Origin of the sequence: Arthrobacter sp. PAMC25284 (assembly GCF_019443425.1) — a bacterium.
GTDB lineage: Bacteria > Actinomycetota > Actinomycetes > Actinomycetales > Micrococcaceae > Arthrobacter > Arthrobacter oryzae_A.
The window spans coordinates 822,696-839,872 of sequence record NZ_CP080382.1; the positions used below are offsets into that span (position 1 = coordinate 822,696).

Genomic DNA, 17,177 nt, shown 5'->3' on the forward strand with positions numbered 1-17,177 from the left:
CACACCCTAGTTAGAGACCGGACCCTTACACACTCAATGAAACACCCTCAGCTCACGACGCAGTGATGATGGGCTTTGCCGGCATCGATACCGGCCCACAATTTCGCCAAAACAGCCTCCAGTCTGTCGTACGGGTGGATCCCGGCAGATAACCGCGCCGTCGTGTCCTTATCCGGCGATCATGTCGCGTCTCTCAATCAGCGGTCGGGTCATCGCGGAGAGTGCGGGCGGCCAATCCTTCGGAGCCGTCACGGAAATCCGTCCGGCCACAGCAACAAAGCCATACCCGCCTCCCCCGGGTAGCCACGACCCTACAACGGCCACGGAAAACTACCCGTCAACAACATAAGGACAGCAACACAAAAACATCGCAGACGAAAGAAAAGGACCAGGGCATCCGGAGCCCTGCGACGGAGACACTGGACCCAACAGCCGGCCGCGCCAGCGGACGCCCAAATAGGGGTGAGCGCTGCGAGCATGCCCTTCCTCCTAAGTAGGGTGAGGCCATGAGTGATCAGCCACCGCATTCCGGCCGCCCACACCGTGCGCCGCACGGTGCTGGGATGGAGTCTCCGCGGATCCTGAGATTCCTGGCCGTGATATTCACGGTCGCCGCAGCAGGATCGCTGGTGCTGGTGGGCGTCGATCTCGTCATCGGCCGGCCGTCGGCGGGCGATATCTTCATCACCGTTCTGAATGCCCTGGCAGCTTTCCTGTTGTGGCGCAAGGTTTCCGAACAAGCACGGACATGAGGAAAGGGCAGGCCCGGCCGGACAGGCGGCCATGGGTGCACGCGTGGGTTGACTGCTCGGGCCCCCGACCGGCTACGATCAGTGGTCTTGTACGGAGAAAAACCCGGCCCCATGTACGGCAAAAACAGGGTTTTACCGGCCGGAGCGAAGCGCAGGCCCGCTTCCCTGGGTGGAGCGCAGCGGAAACCGAGTTTGGTCCCCGGGGTTGTGCCCATTGTGGTCAGGTGGAGCCCTCAGAACAGCTCAAAGCTGTCCACACTGTGCACAACCCCGGGCTGGCCCTGGGGGAACTGACTGCGGGACTGCCTGTGGGCAGTCGCTCTCGCCCGGACCGGTGAGGCAACCCCTAATATTGTCTTGCAATACTCCTATTTTTGTGAGACAATATTCATATGGCGATCAGGTGGGCGGATAGCGCAGAAAAGCATGGAATTGCCCGTGAGGATGCGTTGAATGCGATCCTGAACCAGATCTACCACGTTGAGCAGTTCGATGAGCCGCGTGTGGAATCGGGCGTACGTCCGGATCTGTTTATCGGCCCTTCCCGGGACCGCCGGATGATTCTCGAAGTCATGGCGGTCATTACACCGCCCAACGACATCCTGGTCTTCCACGTGATGGAGGCGAGGCGGAAGATACTCGACATTGCCGAGAGAGGAACAACGGAATGAGTGAGAAGAAGGCCAAGGGCGGCCAGGACCTGAGCCTGGAGGAACAGGCCCGCTTCCATGCCTTGGGGGAATGGGCGGAGACCGCCGATATCGGCCCGGACGCCCGCATCAGCAAGGCGTCCGGGCCAGGTGCCGGCCGCGCCCTCCTGGAAGCAGCCCTGGGTTCCCCCGAGGCGGTAAAAAGAGCCGTGGGCAAGCCGTCCCTGAGCAGCAAGGGAACGTCCCCGTCCCGGACCATCCGGCTCCCGAAGGACATGGACGCGCAACTGCTCGCCCGGTCCGAAATGGAGCACCGCAAGCCCAGCGAAATCCTCCGAGAAGCGCTGGCCCAATACCTTGCCAAAGCCTCCTGACGGCAGGCAGGTGATTGACGTGTACCCCTCAAGGGTCCCGACAGCCTTGACTGCAGCCCTGATCTAATTCGCGCCGGTTCCTGGATGTACGACGAGACGGATCTAAATCCTTTTGGCTACCGGGCATTCTTCGTCTCCGGGGAAACGCGCTGGAGCAGGGCGTTGTGTACCTGTTCAAGGGTGGTGGCGCGCACTTCGGCCGTCGCCAGCTTCCGGGAAGCGTCCGCGGCCTCCTTGGCAGCAGCCCGCTCGGACTCCCGTGAATCCTCCAGCTGCTTACCGATCACGGCAAGCTGGCGCTCCAACGCGTCCCGCTGCGCCTGAAGGCGTTCAAGTTCCTCGGCATGCCCCGCCGCGGCGGCATCCTTCTCGGCGCTGGCCTGGTCCAGGTCGGCGACGAGCTCGGCGATCTCAAGATCCTTGTCTTTTCGTTCCTGCGCCCAGGCTGCCTCCGCGGCCGCGTGGCGTTCAGCGGCCAGGGCGGATGCTTCTGCCCAGCAGGCACCGGCCAGGCGTGCCGCCTGCTCCAGCAGAGTCGGCGGCGCGGCTGCGACCTTCCCGCCCGCGGCCTGCTTTTCCTCGGTCCATTCCTTCAGATACCGGGTGGCGTCGGCGTTGCTCACGCCGGCCGCCGCGCGGACCGTCGACACGGTGGGCCGGCGCTCGGCACTGATCTGCTCGGCCGCGGCATAGACGCGGTCTTTCACGCTCAACGTCATCAAAAAGCACCTCTCCAATCCATCAGAAGTAGTAGGAGTAGTATTGATACTACTCCTACTACTACCCATTTTTGGCTCCGTATAGCGCCGGTTCGGATGACGCCGCCACCGGTCCCGGCTGAAATAGCTGCGACCTACGACGGGCCGGCAGCGCAAAGCTTGGACCACGCGAAACTTGAATGACGCCTCGCCGGCCTCAACGACGCCGAGAACGGGTCCTGTGACGGGTGCCAGCCAAGGGGGCGTCGTCGGAGCTTCCGTGGAGGCCCTGGTGCCAGCAGGCGCACGAAAGAAGCCGCCAGTCATGGGGGACGACTGACGGCTTCCGCTTCCTAGGGCGTCACGCTTCGGCGGACTCGTCGCGCACAGGAGTCCACGAGATATACACGGTCCCTGAGTCCTTTCCCCGCAGCTCGGCCCGCTCGTCCACCGCATCCTCGTGCTCCAGCAGATATGCCGCGATCATCCGGTCGGCTATCGCCGACCCCTGGTACTGGTCCTGGGCTGACACACGGCCCAGAAAGACCCAGTCCTCAACACCGACAAGTTTCAGGAACGCATTGAATAACATCCTGAACCCAAGCTACGAGGACGGGACTGCCCAACCAGAAGACGCATCATCAGTTGACTTCCCACTCGGCCGTCTTGGCCTGCTCCAGCTCGACAAACCTGGCGGCCATTGTCGCGTTGCCTCGTGTGAGCTTCCTAATCGTGAGGTCTTCGGCCTTGGCGTTCGCAAGCCGCAGGTTGTTGGCCGACTTGTGCAGCGCCTCTTTCGTCTTCTCCAAGTCTTTGATCGCTTCGTCGATGCGCTTGATCGCCTCCACGAAACCGTCGGAGGCGAGCCGCCAGTTGCGGCCGAACGCGTCCTTGAAGTCATCGATCTGCTGCTCGAAGTTCGTGATATCGAGGTTCTGCGCCTTAACCAGCGCGAGCTCGGTCTTGTACTTGAGCGAGTTCATCGCGGCGTTCCGCAGCAGCGCGATCAACTGGATGAAGAACTGCGGCCGGATGACGTACATTTTCGGATAGCGGTGAGAGACGTCAACGATCCCAGTGTTGTAGAGCTCGCTGTCGGGCTCGAGCAGTGAGACCAGCACGGCGTACTCGCACCCCTTCTCGGTGCGGTCTTTGTCCAGCTCCTTCAGGAAATCTTCGTTCTTGTGCTTTGTCGCGGTGCCGTCGTTCTCGTTCTTCATCTCGAACATGATCGAGACAATCTCAGTACCAGCACTATCGGAGTCGCGGAATATATAGTCGCCCTTGCTACCGGCCCGGGCATCGTTGTCCTTCTCGAAATAGGAGAGTGGGAAGGCTGTGGCACGGATGCGGTTGAACTCGATTTCGCAGTGCTGTTCAAGAGTTTCACCGACCATCTTGGTCGACAGCTTCGCCTTCAGGTCCCGCAGTCGCTCAATCTGTTCTTCACGGTCCTTGATCTGGGTTTCGTACTTGTCCTTCAGAGACGCCTCCCCGAGCTGCTTCGCAAGCTCGGCTCGTTCGAGACCACTCTTGAATTCGTCCCGCTCCTTTTCGACGGTGCTGACTGCCTCGGTGATCGCAAGTCTCTGCACGATCTCAATAGCCTCGAGCTTCGCCGTGAGGTCTTGGATCGCGGTGTCCTTCGTCGAGGCGGCCTTCTGAAGTTCGTTGACGAGCTTCGCTTCGGCCAGCTCCGCCGATGACTGTTTCTCCTGCTTCGTCTGTTCGAGCTCGTTCACGAGCGCGTCGCGCTCCTTTTCGACGGCACTCAGCGCCTCTGCTACAGCGAGCTTCTGTGTGACCTCACGGGCATCGAGCTTCGCCTTCAGCTCCTGGATCGCGGCATCCTTGGCCGCCGCAGTCTTCTGAAGTTCACTGGCGGCCTTCGTCTCCGCGAGTTCGAGAGCCGTGGCCTTGTCTTGCTCGGCCAGCTCGAGCCGCTCGTGGAGCTGCTGTTCGAACTCGGCATCGCGAACCTGCTTGACGATGTCGGCGTAGCCGGCCTCATCGATAGTGAATGTCTGTCCGCAGTGCGGGCACTTGATTTCATGCATAGCTGGAACCCCAATCAGGCTATGTCGGCCTCGAACGGCCGCACTTGTGTGCCCCTCTGGTCTTTCAGAGGGAGAAGAATTGTCGAGATACGCCGGTCTCCGGCGTGGCGGCATGCGAACCGACCGCCGAAGCGAACAGCAGCGTGCTGGGCTTGTTACGGCGCGGCGCAGAGTTGCCCGTAAGTCATTGACCCCCAAACTATCCCCCAGGGTGGCACCGTTGCGCCTTGCGTTCGCGCGGCCGGAGTCCTCCCGAGAGATGTCTAACAGTTGATGTACATGTCTGTCGAGAAACTTGCTCCGCTCCGCCCCCGATGTGATGGGCAATCCTTTACCGGACACAAGCCGACGTTCGGCGCAGATATTGGTGATGTCTCGGGGGCTGTTGAAGGCTTAGCTGTCGGCTTGTCAAGCAAATCTTCAGCAGTCCCATCTGGTTTACCCGGGGATCTGGATCCGTGCGGCTTCCTGCATCAGCGGGGTGGAGATCATCACAGTCGAAGCACCGGGCGCAATATCGAAAGCAATGAATCCGCGAGTCTTGTCACCCGGCAGAACGTCGCCAGAGCCAAGCTGATTGTCCGCGAAGAGGCTCAGATCGGCTTTGCGCCCATCAGCGTCCTTGGCAGTGAAGTAGAACGGATTGGAGCTGGTCTTACCCGATTCTGTTTCCCAGAGGACGTCCAACAACAAGTAGCTGCCGTTCTTCGCCGCGGTGGCGAATGCCGTCGTGGAAACAGCGTCCGTTCGCACGGCAGAGACGATCGTGATCTTCGCGATGTCGCCGTTGCCCATCTTGACGCTGAACGGTGCCCCAATCGACGGGCCGGAGGCAGGGGACATCAAAGCCGCCTCAAAAGACTGGGCCTGGAGCCAGGACCCCGCTGCCGAAGGAAACCCTCTCGGCCGCCACGGAACCGGAAACCTCCGATCACCCGCGCAGATAACACCATGACAGAGCCGCGTTTCTCTCTCCGTTCCGTGCGCCGACATTTACTCGCAGCCAGCCAGTCAGCGGGGCCTTCCGAAGGCCGGCACCGCCCCTGGCGGACCAGGATCGCATCCTGATCTTTTGGCGGGTTCCTCCGTACAATGGAACTGTCGGACCCTGCGGCAGTCACGCCGGCGGGGCGGCCTAATAAGGAGCACGCACCATGGGCTTGGGTGATAAGATCCACAACGCTTCGGAGAAACTCCACGGCAAGGGCAAGGAAACCGCCGGAGATGCCACCGGAAACGACCGGTTAAAGACCGAGGGCAAACGCCACCAAGTCAAAGCCGACCTGAAGCAGGCCGGCGAAAAAGTCAAAGACGCCTTCAAAAAACACTGATCCGGAAGACCTGCGGACGACGCGCCCATGAGCGAACCAAGGAATCCGGTTTCCGGCCGCCGGGTCAACAGCCCGGTCCCGGCCGGTCATGCCGGGCACAGTCTCCATCACGAAATCCTCACCACACAGCAGATACGCGAAGTGGGCAGGCGCCGCACGGATGCAGAAGAGAAACTTGCCCAACATCTGCGCGAGGCCCGGCACAAAAGCCGGGACTCCGGAAACCCCGAAACGCCCGCAAATCCCTGACCCTCCCCGCCCCTCCAGCAGCCCGTCTCTGCGTGGAGGCCGGTACCGCGTGCGGGGTCCGCACGCTATCCGCACCGCAAGTCGCGCCAGGCATCATTTTCAGACCCGGACGCCACAACGCGCCGCGCGCATCGTGACAGGAGTCGCTACGGAGCGGCGCTCGAACCCCTGCACCGGCCCCGACCCTATCCCGGGAACGACGAGCACCTTGCCGGCTGACAAAAATCCATGGTTGCCCCAGCGGCAAGCACCGGGGCGACCATTCCTCCTGCCCATCCCCTACCCGCAAACGTCATGGCCCGGGGCCTCTGGGTGGCCCGCGAAGGACCCGAACCCGCTTAGCATTTATCCATCAGGTCTATTGGGGGGGAAATATGAACAAGGCGCAAAGGCGCGCTTATATGGAGCCGCCCTGCCCGGCGTGCGGTTCCCGGGTTGCCCCGACTTGGAAAGATCAGCGGTCCCGGGCTGACCCGCAGCCCGACTGGCAGGTCAGCGCACGGCAATGCAGCAGCCGGACCTGCGCTCTCAACGACCCGCGGAACTGGACCGGCTACTCCCTGAACCCGTCATCGACGCGAACCTGACCCGCAGCCAACTGGCATGCGTCAGGCGGGATCACCGGGCCTGTCCGAAAGCAGTCCGAGTCGATGCCAGCGGAAGGAATACGGGGGTCTCGTCCGCACCCCCTACCGCCGTAGCACCGCACGGCCCCGCGGCGGCCGGGACCGTTGTACAGTACTTTCCAAGGCCTTCCGCTGCCGGATCCGGCAGCGGTGGGACGGTTCCGGACTCAGCCGGAACGGGGGAACAGAGGAACAGACTATGTCGATGGATTCGTCATCCATTCCTGCGCGCTCCGGGAACGAGCCACCGCCGGGCCCGGACCCTGGCGCCCCGCGCCGCGATGACGGTTCGGAAACACCCCGGTTCTTCGACGTCGATACTGAGTCGGGCCCGTCGGACCCCGTGCCGGCACAGGACAGTGCCGGGGACCGGCTCCGTGAATCCCGGGTGGCTGGTCCCGGACACCGGGAAACAGTCCTGACCGAATACCTCGCACCGGGATCCCGGACCGCGGCGGCGGCAACGCCGGCCGTGGGGGTCGGGGAATTCCTGACGGGCAGGCTGCTGCTGACTGCCTTCCAACCCATCCTCGATCTGTCCACGGGCGCCATCGCCGGTGTTGAAGCCTTCACCCGGTTTGCCGGCGACGGAAGCGATGACGCGCAGCGTTGGTTCGCTGCGGCCGCCCGCGCCGGGCTGGGACGTGAGCTGGAATTCGCGGCACTGGAATCTGCCCTCTGCGCCGCCGTGCACCTGCCGCCGCATCTGTACGTGGCGCTGAAAGTCTCCCCCGCCGTCTGCCTGGACCCGCTGCTGCCGGGCCTGTTCCACGGATCGGCGCTGGCCCCTGACCGGACGGTACTTCAACTCACCGAGCCGCTGACAGACGCCCAGCTCACAGCCCTCGCCACCGTCCTGGCCCCGCTCCGCCGGCAAGGGGTCCGTCTCGCGGTGGACCACGTGGGTTCCTACGCCGACTCGATCCGCCACATCCGGGAACTGGAACCCGACATCATCAAGATTGACCGGAACCTGATCGCCGGAATCGACACGGACTACCTCCGCCATGCCTTCGGCGACGCCATGGCCGGGTTCGCCGGAAAACTCGGGGCCACGCTCGTCGTAGAAGGCATCGAAACCGCTGCAGAACTCACGACCGTCCGCTCCCTCGGCATGACCGCGGGACAGGGCTACTTCCTCGGCCGGCCCACCACCAGCCCCGAGGACTGGGCCCACTGGCACCATCTTCCAGAAGAATCGTAATTCCGGGCAGATCCCGGCGGGCTCCCGCACCCCTGACACCCGGACACCACGGGCCGCCAACCCGAACCCAAGGCAGGCATCAAGGCAAAGGAACGGCGCACACCACACTCACGACCCGGTGCCGGTTACCCGGGATCCGCGCGCCGTCCTACGGCACCCTTGCAGCCCAGGGCGCCCGCGGCCCAAACCAGCACCCGGGCCGCGGCCGCCAGGGCCAATAGGGCCGTCAGGGCCAGGAGCTGGCCGGCAACCATCACGGCCGCCACACCGTGGGTGCCGTGCTGGGCGGTCGCTGATCCGGCGCCGGAGAGGTGAGTGATGTGTTCATGTGGTCCCCCAACCATGATGATTTCCTTTATCGGGCCGATCCCGGCGGTTCCGCCACATCCAGGCCCGCGCCTCAGCATCCGAAGGGCGCCGGCTCAATCGGGCGCCTTAAACGGACGGCCAGGTCACGTCGTGCACTGGGTCCGGATCAGGCAGCCCCGGCCCCGGAGTCACATGCCAGGAGCCGGCATCAAGCCGGGGCGGGGCAGGCATGGATGGTGGAGCGGCCCGCCCCCAACGGTTGGTACGGGCCGCTCTGGCCCGTACGCTAATAGGTTTTTGTCCGTCAGACAACGGGTGTTGACTTTCACGTCCCCGCGGCCTAAATTATTTCAGTCCCGCCGCATCCCCCAATAGCGGCGGGACAACTACGTTTACGCCCCCGCCCCCATGAACTCCTACCGGGGCGCGGGTCGGGGTGCTGTCCGAACCCCGTTTCGGGTCTGCCGCCGCGCCCGGTGGCACGCAAGGCAAGGCCACAGGGAGTCAGGTGTACTACGTGATCATGGCCGCGGGCTGTCTGCGCGGCCCGGCAAATGCATTCGACGGCCTGGCTTGATTCGGGACCATGGTCCACATATCCGAGACGCCAGCGCTGGCAGCGGTGCCTTTCAGGTCGCGGCGAATGTGGTGCTGACTACGTGGGATAGCGCCGGCGGACCAGATGTTCACGGACAACACCCGAGCCACATCATCCCGCCTCCTGTGATTGTTAAATCGGGATGGCGGTTGGCCCTCCCGTTCACCCAAGGTCCGACGGGACTGACTCGGGGCAGCGTGGGGTTTATCCCGCACCAGGCTCGTCCATCGCGCCGCGTCCCGTGATGGAGTCGGGGCAGTTCCTATCGAATCCTGCAGGGTTTCAGAACTTCTTGCGGATGAGTGATGACCTCTTTCCGGCTAAAACCGCACCAAGGTCGGGTTATGGAAACACCCGCAAATCTGGAACGCAGGTGGAGCCTCTGATCGTGTGTGGGAGGTGCCCGCCTTCCTGATGTAGTCTTCGACGGAGTTTTCAGGAATGCGGTAGGAGTTACCGAAGCGCACAGAGGCCAAGGGTGTCGGCGCGGGCCAGCCGATATACGGTCATCCTGGACACGCGCAGTATCTTGGCTGCCTCGGCGATGGTCAGGTACTGGTTGGGCACGTTGCAAGGGACATCGCACTCCGACTCTCGCGGGTTCGGATCAGGTCGCTGGGTTGGCTTGGTGCGGACTGGCTGCTAGTCCGGCCGCCGTAGTTGCCGGTAGTCGTAGAAGAAGATTTGGTCTACGGTCTGCAGCCCTACGAACGTGCCGTTTTTGACGGCCACGCGGCCTTCGTTGCGGCCGTTGAAAGGATCATCACCGATGACGACCTCGCCGAGCTTGTAGGGAACAGGCACCCTGCGTGCACGGGCCAGAGTTTGGTGGACGAACCCGGACAGTCGCCGGACCCGGGCGCTGAATGCCGGTGCTCCGGCATGAATTTCCCCCATTGGAATTCTCCTTCTGACGTGGGTGCGGCCCCGGTAGCCACGGAGATCGGTTCCCCGCACAGGGGCAGCACCACATAAGGCAGGGTAACCGCAAGTCACACACGTAACCATAGGTAATACTCGCCTCAGTGGTCACTCTTCGGTAAAGGCCGGCGGTGCCACCCTCGAAACAACAACACGTTGAATGGGAGGATTTCCGGTGCCAGAGTGTTGAGTCTTTCGGATCGTGCGGACATCGCGATGGGGCATCAGGCCGGTACAACGGGCCGGCCGATCGGTGTCAATATCGGCCGGGGCCCCGCCATCGCGTGGCGTAACGCCGGCATTCCACCAAGACCCGTGGCTACCATCGTGTTGTCACTGCGGACGTGTCGCCGGACCAAAAACGCCGGCGTCCAGCCCCGGAGGCGGGAGGCGGGAGGCTGTCCTCCTGGCACGGGTGAAGGCTGATTTGTTCAGGTCCAGGACGCCGCGGCGGACCGCGGGTGTTTGCGTTTGGAAGCGGCCGGACCCAGCGTGGAGACCATGGCGGAATCCCCCTGCCTCGGACCGCCACACCGGTGGGCTGCTATCCCTTATTGTTTTGCCATGTCCAGCAATCCGATCCTGACATAGGGTGATACGCACCACGCAATACCGGCGTGGGCCTTCGGCCGGGGTCGCGAACCTGGATCCTTACCCTGGCTTGCGAACAGATGCGGTACCGGGGCCGATGAGAGCGAGAGGCACGACGATGATCCTTGCCGGCACCGGCCGCAGGCGGGCCACCGACCGTCATGTCACTCCTGCCCCGCGGCTACAGCACGCGGAGCGGCCGAGGGCGCAAAATCAGCATGTCCAACAAAAGGAGACTCTCATGTTGCTTTGGATAGCCGTCATTATTGCTGTTCTCTGGCTTCTGGGCCTGCTCGGGAACATCGGCGGCGGCCTGATACACCTGCTTTTGGTTATTGCCGTGGTCGTCCTGATCTTCCACTTCATCCGCGGCCGATCCCGCACCTAAACACGACACGATGTTCCGCCGCCGCGGACGCCGAGGCGCGGGCAGCCGCCAAGTTATCGGACAGTGGGCCATCTCAAAAATGGGGGTCTGCTGAAAGTAGAGATCAGCATGCGTGCAGCACGCCGGCGTTTCACCCATGAACGCAGATCTGCCGCAGGCGGCGTTAAGCGCAGCGGGTGCACGCGGATCTTCACCGGCCACGGCGTGGGCGGCCCGGGCGGCGCCGGCGGCCCGACGGAAATCCCGGTGCGGCGTGGTGCGGAACGAGGTCAGCACCCCCTGGAACCGCCGCATCTTTGCCGTCCGGACGGCTACCGCGGTTTTCACCCTCATGGAGCGCTTGTCCCGGAAGTTTCCGGATAGTTAGTCAGGGGCGGCGGCCGTGCAGCTTATTCCGTGCCGTTGTCTTGGGCTTCGAGGTGTTTGGCCATGGCTTCGATGGCCTGGTTCCAGCGTGCTGTCAGCGCCTGCCGGCTCAGCGGTTCAAACATGCTGGTCAGTACCTTTTCAACTGCATCGTATGCGGCGTCTCTGGCGCGCTCCTGGGCCGCGGGGCTGTAGTAGTTCATGCCTGTTATTCGACACCGAAGCTTGAAAAGATGTCCTGCCACCGTTGCAGCCCGCCTGTGCAAGGGCCGAAGGTCCCCGTAGCCTGCGACCCTGCCGCCGGGTAAGTTGGAGGACGGCGGACGAAGGTGCCCGCCGCAGCCGGCGTCTGATGCCCGGTGAACCAGGACCGCAAAGGCAAAGGACGAACATGGCAACAGGGACAGTGAAATGGTTCAACTCGGAGAAGGGCTTTGGATTCCTGAGCAATGATGACGGCTCCGCGGATGTGTTTGCCCATTACTCCGCCATCGCCAGCAGCGGATACCGGTCGTTGGAGGAGAACCAGAAAGTCCAGTTTGATGTGGTCCCGGGTCCGAAGGGACCCCAAGCGGAGAACATCCGCCCGCTTTAGAACACACCGGCGCTCTCCTGCCGGCGCGAACGGCCCCGGGGTCACCAGCGGGTCTGATCCGGCGGGAAGGTCTTGAGTCCCGGGCCGGGCACACGCCAGAATGGTTACCGGGGCCGCGGCGCACGGCGGGTACCGGAATCCATGATTCTTTCACCGATGACCGCCGCGCCGGTGCGCGGGTTCCGGACCCTGAACACGTTCCGACCGGAGGAAACAATGAACAGAGCATCCATCGAGGACCTGTGGTCCAGGCTGGATCCGACGACGCAGGAATGGCTGCGGGCCAATCCCGGCAGCGCCATCCTTCCACGGACCGTGACCGAGGCCCTCCTGCAGGCCAGCGGCCGGCACGAGGACCTGGAGGGCACGGATCGAAACGGCCAGCTCCCCCTCTCCGCCCGGGACCGGGCCTTCATCCAGGCCATGGCCGAAGCCGCACCGGCAGGCCACCCCGTGCCCCCGGGAGCGCCGCCGGCCTGAGAACGGATGCCCGGCCGGGCCCGCGCAGGGCCGCCCGCCGGCGGACCCGCCAGCAGGTTCGGTGCCTCCTGCGGGTGACGGTCCGGCTGTTTTTCGCCCGTCGCGGCGCCGCTGACCCTGTGAAGCCGGTGCGTGACCGGGTTTCCGTACCCTCCAACGACCCGATGCTGGGTGTCTTCTTCCCTCGCGGCTGGAGGCGGCATCGACCTGCGGTTCAGTATCTTTGCCTGACTCCGGGATGATCCCGCAGGCCCGGAGGGCGGAAAAGGGGACGCGCGCTCCCTTCCTGCCGGCCCGATACGTCATGAGAGGATGTGATGCAGTTCACGCTGGTGCCGGTATGCTGGAACCGGTCGGGCAGGCGGCCGCCCGTGAATTGTAGAGAGACAGTGTCCATGGCCAGCAAACTCGATGTCACCGTCGCCGTCGACATGGGTTCTGGCACCATTACCGTCACCCCGTCAGGGGCCCTCACGCTCGGCAATGTCCGCGGACTCCTCCCGGTCGCACGGCGGGCAGCACTACTCGCCCCGGGCCACAGCGTCATCCTGGACCTGAGGAAACTGGCCGCCGCCGAGCCGGGCGCCGTGCAAACACTCTGTGCCGCCTGCCCGCCCGACACCCGGATCCTCGCACCGGGCCTTCCTGTCACGGCGCAGGCCACACCCGGCAGATCCCTGCGCCCGGGGACCCCGCGCACCACGGCACCCCAGCCGGCGGCGGCATGAGCACCGGCCGCCCGGATGCGCACGAGTCCGCGTCCTCACGGATCTTCGTTATGTTCCCCCGCTGGCCCCTCGTTCCCTCCGCCGACCTGTACCGGCTCCAGGCCGCGCTCACCCGGTGTGCGGACCTCGAGGACTCCGGCTCCGCCCGGGAACTGCTCCTGCTCGTCACCGATGAACTGGAACGCCGCACCGCGGAACCCGGGCACCTCCCCTCATTGGGTTCATCAGCGGACGACCACGGGCAATAGCAGACCAACGAGGGCCCGGCCCGGGCCTGGCCATCAACGGAACACCGTCACCCCGGGAACCCGCCAGAATCCGCGGCCTGGAATCACCCCGCGGCCGACACAGCCGGCGGGGTTCTCCGGCACGCGGGCGTCCGTCGTCATCAGGCAGCGGTCTCTTAGCCCGGCAGCGGCAGGGCGTCCGGGATAACCGGCTTGGCGTTGCCGGCGAAGGTGAACTTCGCGTCGTCGCCTTCGCCATCCACATCCACCATCACGATGTCGCCGGGGTGGATCTCGCCGAAGAGGATCTTCTCGGAGAGCTGGTCCTCGATCTCGCGCTGGATGCTCCGGCGCAGCGGCCGGGCGCCCATGGCGGGATCGTAGCCGCGGGTTGCCAGCAGGATCTTGGCCGCCGGGGTGAGCTCGATGCCCATGTCCTTGTCCTTGAGCCGCTTTTCCAGCCGGCCGACGAACATGTCGACGATCTCGATGATCTCGTCCTGGGTCAGCTGCGGGAACACCACAACGTCGTCAACACGGTTCAGGAACTCGGGGCGGAAGTGCTGCTTGAGCTCCTCCGTGACCCGGGCGCGCATCCGGTTGTAGCCGGTCTGAGTGTCCGTGCCCGACTGGAAACCGGTGGTGACACTCTTGGAAATGTCGCGGGTGCCAAGGTTGGTGGTCATGATGATCACCGTGTTCTTGAAGTCCACCACGCGGCCCTGCGAGTCGGTCAGACGGCCGTCTTCCAGGATCTGCAGCAGCGAGTTGAAGAGATCAGCGTGCGCCTTCTCCACTTCGTCGAACAGCACCACGGAGAACGGACGACGGCGGACCTTTTCGGTCAGCTGTCCGCCTTCCTCGTAGCCCACATAGCCCGGAGGAGCACCGAAAAGGCGCGAGACCGTGTGCTTCTCGGAGTACTCGGACATATCCAGGGTGATCAGGGCATCCTCGTCACCGAAGAGGAACCCGGCAAGGGCCTTGGCCAGCTCGGTCTTTCCGACGCCGGTGGGGCCGGCAAAGATGAACGAACCGCCCGGACGCTTCGGGTCCTTCAGCCCCGCACGGGTGCGGCGGATAGCCCGCGACACCAAACCAACCGCTTCCGCCTGCCCCACGACGCGGGAGTGCAGCTCGTCTTCCATCTTCAGCAGCCGCGAAGACTCTTCCCCGGTGAGCCGGGAGACCGGGATACCGGTGGAGTTTGCCAGCACCTCGGCGATCAGGTCCTCGTCAACCTCGGAAATATCGTCCAGACCGCCCGCCTTCCATCGGCGTTCCTTCCCGGCACGTTCGGCAATGAGCTTCCGCTCCTTGTCCCGCAGTGACGTGGCGCCTTCGTAGTCGGCGGCGTCGAGCGCGACGACTTTGGCCTTCCTGAGCGCGGCGATTCGCTCGTCCATGACCTTGAGCTCCGGCGGAGCAGTCATCCGGCGGATCCGCAGCCGGGCGCCGGCCTCATCGATCAGGTCAATGGCCTTGTCCGGCAGGAAACGATCCGAGATGTAACGCTCCGCCAGGGTCGCCGCGGCGACCAGCGCGCCGTCGGTGATTCTGACCCGGTGGTGCGCCTCGTACCGGTCACGGAGGCCCTTGAGGATCTCGATCGTATACGCGACGGAGGGCTCCCTGACCTGGATCGGCTGGAAACGGCGCTCGAGCGCGGCATCCTTCTCGATGTGCTTGCGGTACTCATCCAGCGTGGTCGCACCGATGGTCTGGAGCTCGCCGCGGGCCAGCACCGGCTTCAGGATCGAGGCCGCATCGATCGCACCCTCGGCGGCACCGGCACCCACGAGGGTGTGGATCTCGTCAATGAACAAAAGAATGTCCCCGCGGGTCCGGATCTCCTTCAGGACGTTCTTCAGCCGCTCCTCAAAGTCACCACGGTACCGGGACCCTGCCACCACGGACCCCAGGTCCAGGGTGTAGAGCTGCTTGTCCTTGAGAGTCTCCGGGACGTCACCGCGGACAATCGCCTGGGCCAGGCCCTCCACGACGGCAGTCTTGCCGACGCCGGGCTCACCGATCAGCACCGGATTGTTCTTGGTCCGCCGGGACAGGACCTGCATCACGCGTTCCATTTCGGATTCGCGCCCGATCACCGGATCCAGCGTGTTCTCCCGGGCAGCCCGGGTCAGGTTCCGGCCGAACTGCTCCAACAACGGCGAGTCCGCCGCCGTCCGCTCCTGCCGTCCGCCACCGGCGCCCGCACCCGAGGCGTCCGCGCCCCCGCCCGGGAGCAGCCGGAGGACCTGACCGCGCAGCCGGACCGGGTCCGCGCCCAAAGCCGCCAGCACCTGCGCGGCCACGCCGCCGCCCTCCCGGATCAGGCCGAGGAGCAGGTGCCCGGTACCGATGTAGTCATGCCCCAGATCCAGCGCCTCCCGTAGCGCCAGGTCCAGGATTTTTTTGGCCCGCGGCGTGAACGGGATATGCCCCGCCGGGGCCTGCCGGCCCCGCCCGATGAGCGCCTCCACCTCACCCCGGGCCCCCTGAAGCGAAACACCCAGACAGTCAAGGGCCCCGGCACCAACACCCTCACCCTCGCGGAGCAACCCCAACAGGAAATGCTCGGTGCCGAGGTAATTGTGGCCCAGCAGGCGCGCCTCCTCCTGGGCAAGCACCACCACCTGCCGTGCACCATCCGTAAACCGATCAAACAATTCGGCCCCACCCCCGCCCGCTTCCTACCTCGATGCTACGTCCGTCCCGGACCCGCCCGGGAGTGGTTCCTGTTGCAGGATGAGGGTCTGCTGTCCTGCCGGCCCGGCATGATTGCCGCCCCAGCCGTCAATGACCCGGGGTGTTGTCACCGGGTCCGGTCGGTGCGGGCGAGACCGCCAACGATCTGGTACTGGCTATAGAACCCGTTATGGGGGCCTTGTCCGTGAATGCCCGCTGAACACCCTCGCGCCGGCGCTGAGTGCCCTGGTCCAGAATGCTGACCTGGAGTATCCGATCCGTTGCCCGGCCGTGAGGCCTATTCTGTGACTGTTCATTCGAGACGGGGGTGGCAGAGGACTCACCTGCCAAGTGTTGCAATCGCTGCGGGAGTCCACGGAAGGTGCCACGCCGGTGCTGGAAACGAGCTGTTGCGGGGACCAGAAGTGCCAACCGCACGACCGGTTCACGGCTCGGCTGAGCTGGAAGCGGTGTTTCTTCAAAATTTTATCAAGGCGCCACGGAAGTCTTGAATAAATCGTGACCCGGGCCAGGGGCCTGCCTTGATCCGGGACCGGCAATGTTAGTGTTGTCCCGCCAAATGGTCACGGCCAGATCCACGCCGGGCAACCACCCGCGGCCGGCCCCGCTCGGAACAGGGCCAGCCATCGGGGCCTGAGTCGTGAATGAGGGAGACAAATGGCAGGCCGCCCCGGCGAAACCGTCCTTGACGCAGCCGTCCTCATCGATCTCGCCGATCAGATGCAGAGCGACGCCCTCGCCAGAAAGTTTGCCCTGAAATTTGTGGACCTGCTCCAGCCGCGGCACGACCGCATCCTCGCCACCCTCGGCAAAGGTGACATCCGCGCGGCCCTTGACGCCGTCCTGAGCCTCAAGGTCAACGCCCGGATGGTCGGAGCCTTCGTCGTGGAGCAGACCTGCCAGGCCCTCCAACGCTGCGTACTCGACGGCGACAATCCGGCCGCCGCACGGTATGCGCAGGAACTTCCACGGGACATCGACGACGTCAAAGACGCCATCGCCGAACTCCTCACCGGTGCCCTGCACCGGGGCACGCCCGTCAGGGACTCAGTACATCCAATGCCGCCGCGGGGCGGCTCCGGAGCATACACCCGTCAGGCAGTCACGCCGGCACTCTGAACAGGGACCGGGGACCGGGGCGTAGTAGTACTCCTGCGGGCCTGGTCCAGAGTTGGGCGGCGGCGCCGCAGGCGGGGAGGATATCCGGACCGCCGGGCCGGTGGGAGGGACCAGCAGGGGAGGTACAGTCTTATCCATGGCCTTCCGTCCGGGATCCCGGAAGAGGGCCGGCCGGTTCCGGACTCAGCCGGAACGGGGAACAAAG

At 64.5% G+C, this 17,177-nt stretch carries 20 protein-coding genes and 1 pseudogene; 12 read left to right on the forward strand and 9 right to left on the reverse strand.

The features are described from left to right. Positions 1–506 precede the first annotated feature (506 nt). From KY499_RS03825 to KY499_RS03835, 3 genes are all read left to right on the forward strand, one after another. Entirely contained in the window at positions 507–752 is a 246-nt protein-coding gene (locus tag KY499_RS03825; protein WP_123255231.1) for a hypothetical protein, read from the forward strand. A 392-nt stretch (positions 753–1,144) separates the two neighbouring features. Beyond that, on the forward strand, positions 1,145–1,423 hold the full coding sequence (locus KY499_RS03830; protein ID WP_219886252.1) for a hypothetical protein: 279 nt from the start codon (positions 1,145–1,147) through the stop codon (positions 1,421–1,423). Further along, the gene (locus KY499_RS03835) at positions 1,420–1,776 is read left to right on the forward strand and encodes a ribbon-helix-helix protein, CopG family (RefSeq protein ID WP_123255229.1); all 357 of its coding nucleotides are present in this window, start codon (positions 1,420–1,422) and stop codon (positions 1,774–1,776) included. Before KY499_RS03830 ends, KY499_RS03835 begins: the two co-directional genes overlap by 4 nt. Positions 1,777–1,892: 116 nt before the next feature. On the opposite strand, the gene KY499_RS03840 is transcribed toward KY499_RS03835, so the two are convergent. The 4 genes from KY499_RS03840 to KY499_RS03855 form a co-directional block, all read right to left on the reverse strand. Continuing rightward, on the reverse strand, positions 1,893–2,495 hold the full coding sequence (locus tag KY499_RS03840; protein WP_219886253.1) for a DNA-binding protein: 603 nt from the start codon (positions 2,493–2,495) through the stop codon (positions 1,893–1,895). A 340-nt stretch (positions 2,496–2,835) separates the two neighbouring features. Beyond that, entirely contained in the window at positions 2,836–3,066 is a 231-nt protein-coding gene (locus KY499_RS03845) for a hypothetical protein (protein WP_219886254.1), read from the reverse strand. 49 nt (positions 3,067–3,115) lie between these two features. Continuing rightward, positions 3,116–4,531 carry a DUF2130 domain-containing protein gene (locus tag KY499_RS03850; RefSeq protein ID WP_219886255.1) on the reverse strand — a complete coding sequence of 472 codons (1,416 nt, stop codon included), beginning with the start codon at positions 4,529–4,531 and terminating at the stop codon, positions 3,116–3,118. 438 nt (positions 4,532–4,969) lie between these two features. After that, positions 4,970–5,374 carry a DUF4352 domain-containing protein gene (locus tag KY499_RS03855; RefSeq protein ID WP_258190955.1) on the reverse strand — a complete coding sequence of 135 codons (405 nt, stop codon included), beginning with the start codon at positions 5,372–5,374 and terminating at the stop codon, positions 4,970–4,972. Positions 5,375–5,685: 311 nt separating this feature from the next. Here KY499_RS03855 and KY499_RS03860 point away from each other — a divergent pair, with 311 nt between their 5' ends. From KY499_RS03860 to KY499_RS03870, 3 genes are all read left to right on the forward strand, one after another. Next, a complete protein-coding gene (locus tag KY499_RS03860) occupies positions 5,686–5,862 on the forward strand; it encodes a CsbD family protein (protein ID WP_123255225.1) in 177 nt (58 codons plus the stop codon). 27 nt (positions 5,863–5,889) lie between these two features. Beyond that, entirely contained in the window at positions 5,890–6,111 is a 222-nt protein-coding gene (locus KY499_RS03865) for a hypothetical protein (protein WP_123255224.1), read from the forward strand. Between the two features lie 831 nt (positions 6,112–6,942). After that, positions 6,943–7,941: an EAL domain-containing protein gene (locus KY499_RS03870; RefSeq protein ID WP_183164491.1), complete on the forward strand. Its 999-nt coding sequence runs from the start codon at positions 6,943–6,945 to the stop codon at positions 7,939–7,941. A 125-nt stretch (positions 7,942–8,066) separates the two neighbouring features. Here KY499_RS03870 and KY499_RS03875 read toward each other — a convergent pair whose 3' ends face one another. The 3 genes and pseudogenes from KY499_RS03875 to KY499_RS03885 form a co-directional block, all read right to left on the reverse strand. Further along, a complete protein-coding gene (locus KY499_RS03875; protein ID WP_123255222.1) occupies positions 8,067–8,285 on the reverse strand; it encodes a hypothetical protein in 219 nt (72 codons plus the stop codon). 883 nt (positions 8,286–9,168) lie between these two features. Then, positions 9,169–9,415: pseudogene (locus KY499_RS03880) on the reverse strand (helix-turn-helix domain-containing protein). 75 nt (positions 9,416–9,490) lie between these two features. After that, positions 9,491–9,745 (reverse strand): hypothetical protein, encoded by a 255-nt coding sequence (locus tag KY499_RS03885; RefSeq protein WP_219886256.1) that lies wholly within the window; start codon positions 9,743–9,745, stop codon positions 9,491–9,493. Between the two features lie 856 nt (positions 9,746–10,601). On the opposite strand from KY499_RS03885, the gene KY499_RS03890 reads away from it, so the two are divergent. After that, entirely contained in the window at positions 10,602–10,748 is a 147-nt protein-coding gene (locus tag KY499_RS03890; RefSeq protein WP_123255220.1) for a lmo0937 family membrane protein, read from the forward strand. 389 nt (positions 10,749–11,137) lie between these two features. Here KY499_RS03890 and KY499_RS03895 read toward each other — a convergent pair whose 3' ends face one another. Then, a complete protein-coding gene (locus tag KY499_RS03895) occupies positions 11,138–11,317 on the reverse strand; it encodes a hypothetical protein (RefSeq protein ID WP_123255219.1) in 180 nt (59 codons plus the stop codon). Positions 11,318–11,505: 188 nt separating this feature from the next. On the opposite strand from KY499_RS03895, the gene KY499_RS03900 reads away from it, so the two are divergent. The 4 genes from KY499_RS03900 to KY499_RS03915 all read left to right on the forward strand — a co-directional run bounded on the left by KY499_RS03900 (position 11,506) and on the right by KY499_RS03915 (position 13,165). Beyond that, on the forward strand, positions 11,506–11,709 hold the full coding sequence (locus KY499_RS03900; RefSeq protein ID WP_219886257.1) for a cold-shock protein: 204 nt from the start codon (positions 11,506–11,508) through the stop codon (positions 11,707–11,709). A 216-nt stretch (positions 11,710–11,925) separates the two neighbouring features. After that, complete coding sequence (locus KY499_RS03905; RefSeq protein ID WP_148045197.1) at positions 11,926–12,189, forward strand: hypothetical protein; 264 nt, start codon at positions 11,926–11,928, stop codon at positions 12,187–12,189. 395 nt (positions 12,190–12,584) lie between these two features. After that, positions 12,585–12,917 carry a hypothetical protein gene (locus tag KY499_RS03910; RefSeq protein ID WP_123255216.1) on the forward strand — a complete coding sequence of 111 codons (333 nt, stop codon included), beginning with the start codon at positions 12,585–12,587 and terminating at the stop codon, positions 12,915–12,917. After that, the gene (locus KY499_RS03915; protein ID WP_123255215.1) at positions 12,914–13,165 is read left to right on the forward strand and encodes a hypothetical protein; all 252 of its coding nucleotides are present in this window, start codon (positions 12,914–12,916) and stop codon (positions 13,163–13,165) included. The genes KY499_RS03910 and KY499_RS03915 overlap by 4 nt, the downstream gene beginning before the upstream one ends. Positions 13,166–13,320: 155 nt before the next feature. Here KY499_RS03915 and KY499_RS03920 read toward each other — a convergent pair whose 3' ends face one another. Further along, on the reverse strand, positions 13,321–15,813 hold the full coding sequence (locus KY499_RS03920) for an ATP-dependent Clp protease ATP-binding subunit (RefSeq protein ID WP_219886258.1): 2,493 nt from the start codon (positions 15,811–15,813) through the stop codon (positions 13,321–13,323). A gap of 697 nt (positions 15,814–16,510) precedes the next feature. Between KY499_RS03920 and KY499_RS03925 the strand changes: the two genes are divergently transcribed. Next, the gene (locus KY499_RS03925) at positions 16,511–16,972 is read left to right on the forward strand and encodes an Hpt domain-containing protein (protein WP_123255213.1); all 462 of its coding nucleotides are present in this window, start codon (positions 16,511–16,513) and stop codon (positions 16,970–16,972) included. Positions 16,973–17,177: the final 205 nt, after the last annotated feature.

What these genes read in the sequence shown, in the direction of transcription:
- KY499_RS03910 (WP_123255216.1), top strand. Translation starts at nt 12,585, where the DNA reads ATGGCCAGCAAACTCGATGTCACCGTCGCCGTCGACATGGGTTCTGGC.
- KY499_RS03885 (WP_219886256.1), bottom strand. Translation starts at nt 9,745, where the DNA reads ATGGGGGAAATTCATGCCGGAGCACCGGCATTCAGCGCCCGGGTCCGG.
- KY499_RS03865 (WP_123255224.1), top strand. Translation starts at nt 5,890, where the DNA reads ATGAGCGAACCAAGGAATCCGGTTTCCGGCCGCCGGGTCAACAGCCCG.
- KY499_RS03900 (WP_219886257.1), top strand. Translation starts at nt 11,506, where the DNA reads ATGGCAACAGGGACAGTGAAATGGTTCAACTCGGAGAAGGGCTTTGGA.
- KY499_RS03850 (WP_219886255.1), bottom strand. Translation starts at nt 4,531, where the DNA reads ATGCATGAAATCAAGTGCCCGCACTGCGGACAGACATTCACTATCGAT.
- KY499_RS03830 (WP_219886252.1), top strand. Translation starts at nt 1,145, where the DNA reads ATGGCGATCAGGTGGGCGGATAGCGCAGAAAAGCATGGAATTGCCCGT.
- KY499_RS03835 (WP_123255229.1), top strand. Translation starts at nt 1,420, where the DNA reads ATGAGTGAGAAGAAGGCCAAGGGCGGCCAGGACCTGAGCCTGGAGGAA.
- KY499_RS03905 (WP_148045197.1), top strand. Translation starts at nt 11,926, where the DNA reads ATGAACAGAGCATCCATCGAGGACCTGTGGTCCAGGCTGGATCCGACG.
- KY499_RS03840 (WP_219886253.1), bottom strand. Translation starts at nt 2,495, where the DNA reads ATGACGTTGAGCGTGAAAGACCGCGTCTATGCCGCGGCCGAGCAGATC.
- KY499_RS03915 (WP_123255215.1), top strand. Translation starts at nt 12,914, where the DNA reads ATGAGCACCGGCCGCCCGGATGCGCACGAGTCCGCGTCCTCACGGATC.
- KY499_RS03855 (WP_258190955.1), bottom strand. Translation starts at nt 5,374, where the DNA reads ATGTCCCCTGCCTCCGGCCCGTCGATTGGGGCACCGTTCAGCGTCAAG.
- KY499_RS03845 (WP_219886254.1), bottom strand. Translation starts at nt 3,066, where the DNA reads ATGTTATTCAATGCGTTCCTGAAACTTGTCGGTGTTGAGGACTGGGTC.
- KY499_RS03870 (WP_183164491.1), top strand. Translation starts at nt 6,943, where the DNA reads ATGGATTCGTCATCCATTCCTGCGCGCTCCGGGAACGAGCCACCGCCG.
- KY499_RS03890 (WP_123255220.1), top strand. Translation starts at nt 10,602, where the DNA reads ATGTTGCTTTGGATAGCCGTCATTATTGCTGTTCTCTGGCTTCTGGGC.
- KY499_RS03875 (WP_123255222.1), bottom strand. Translation starts at nt 8,285, where the DNA reads ATGGTTGGGGGACCACATGAACACATCACTCACCTCTCCGGCGCCGGA.
- KY499_RS03860 (WP_123255225.1), top strand. Translation starts at nt 5,686, where the DNA reads ATGGGCTTGGGTGATAAGATCCACAACGCTTCGGAGAAACTCCACGGC.
- KY499_RS03925 (WP_123255213.1), top strand. Translation starts at nt 16,511, where the DNA reads ATGGCAGGCCGCCCCGGCGAAACCGTCCTTGACGCAGCCGTCCTCATC.
- KY499_RS03825 (WP_123255231.1), top strand. Translation starts at nt 507, where the DNA reads ATGAGTGATCAGCCACCGCATTCCGGCCGCCCACACCGTGCGCCGCAC.
- KY499_RS03895 (WP_123255219.1), bottom strand. Translation starts at nt 11,317, where the DNA reads ATGAACTACTACAGCCCCGCGGCCCAGGAGCGCGCCAGAGACGCCGCA.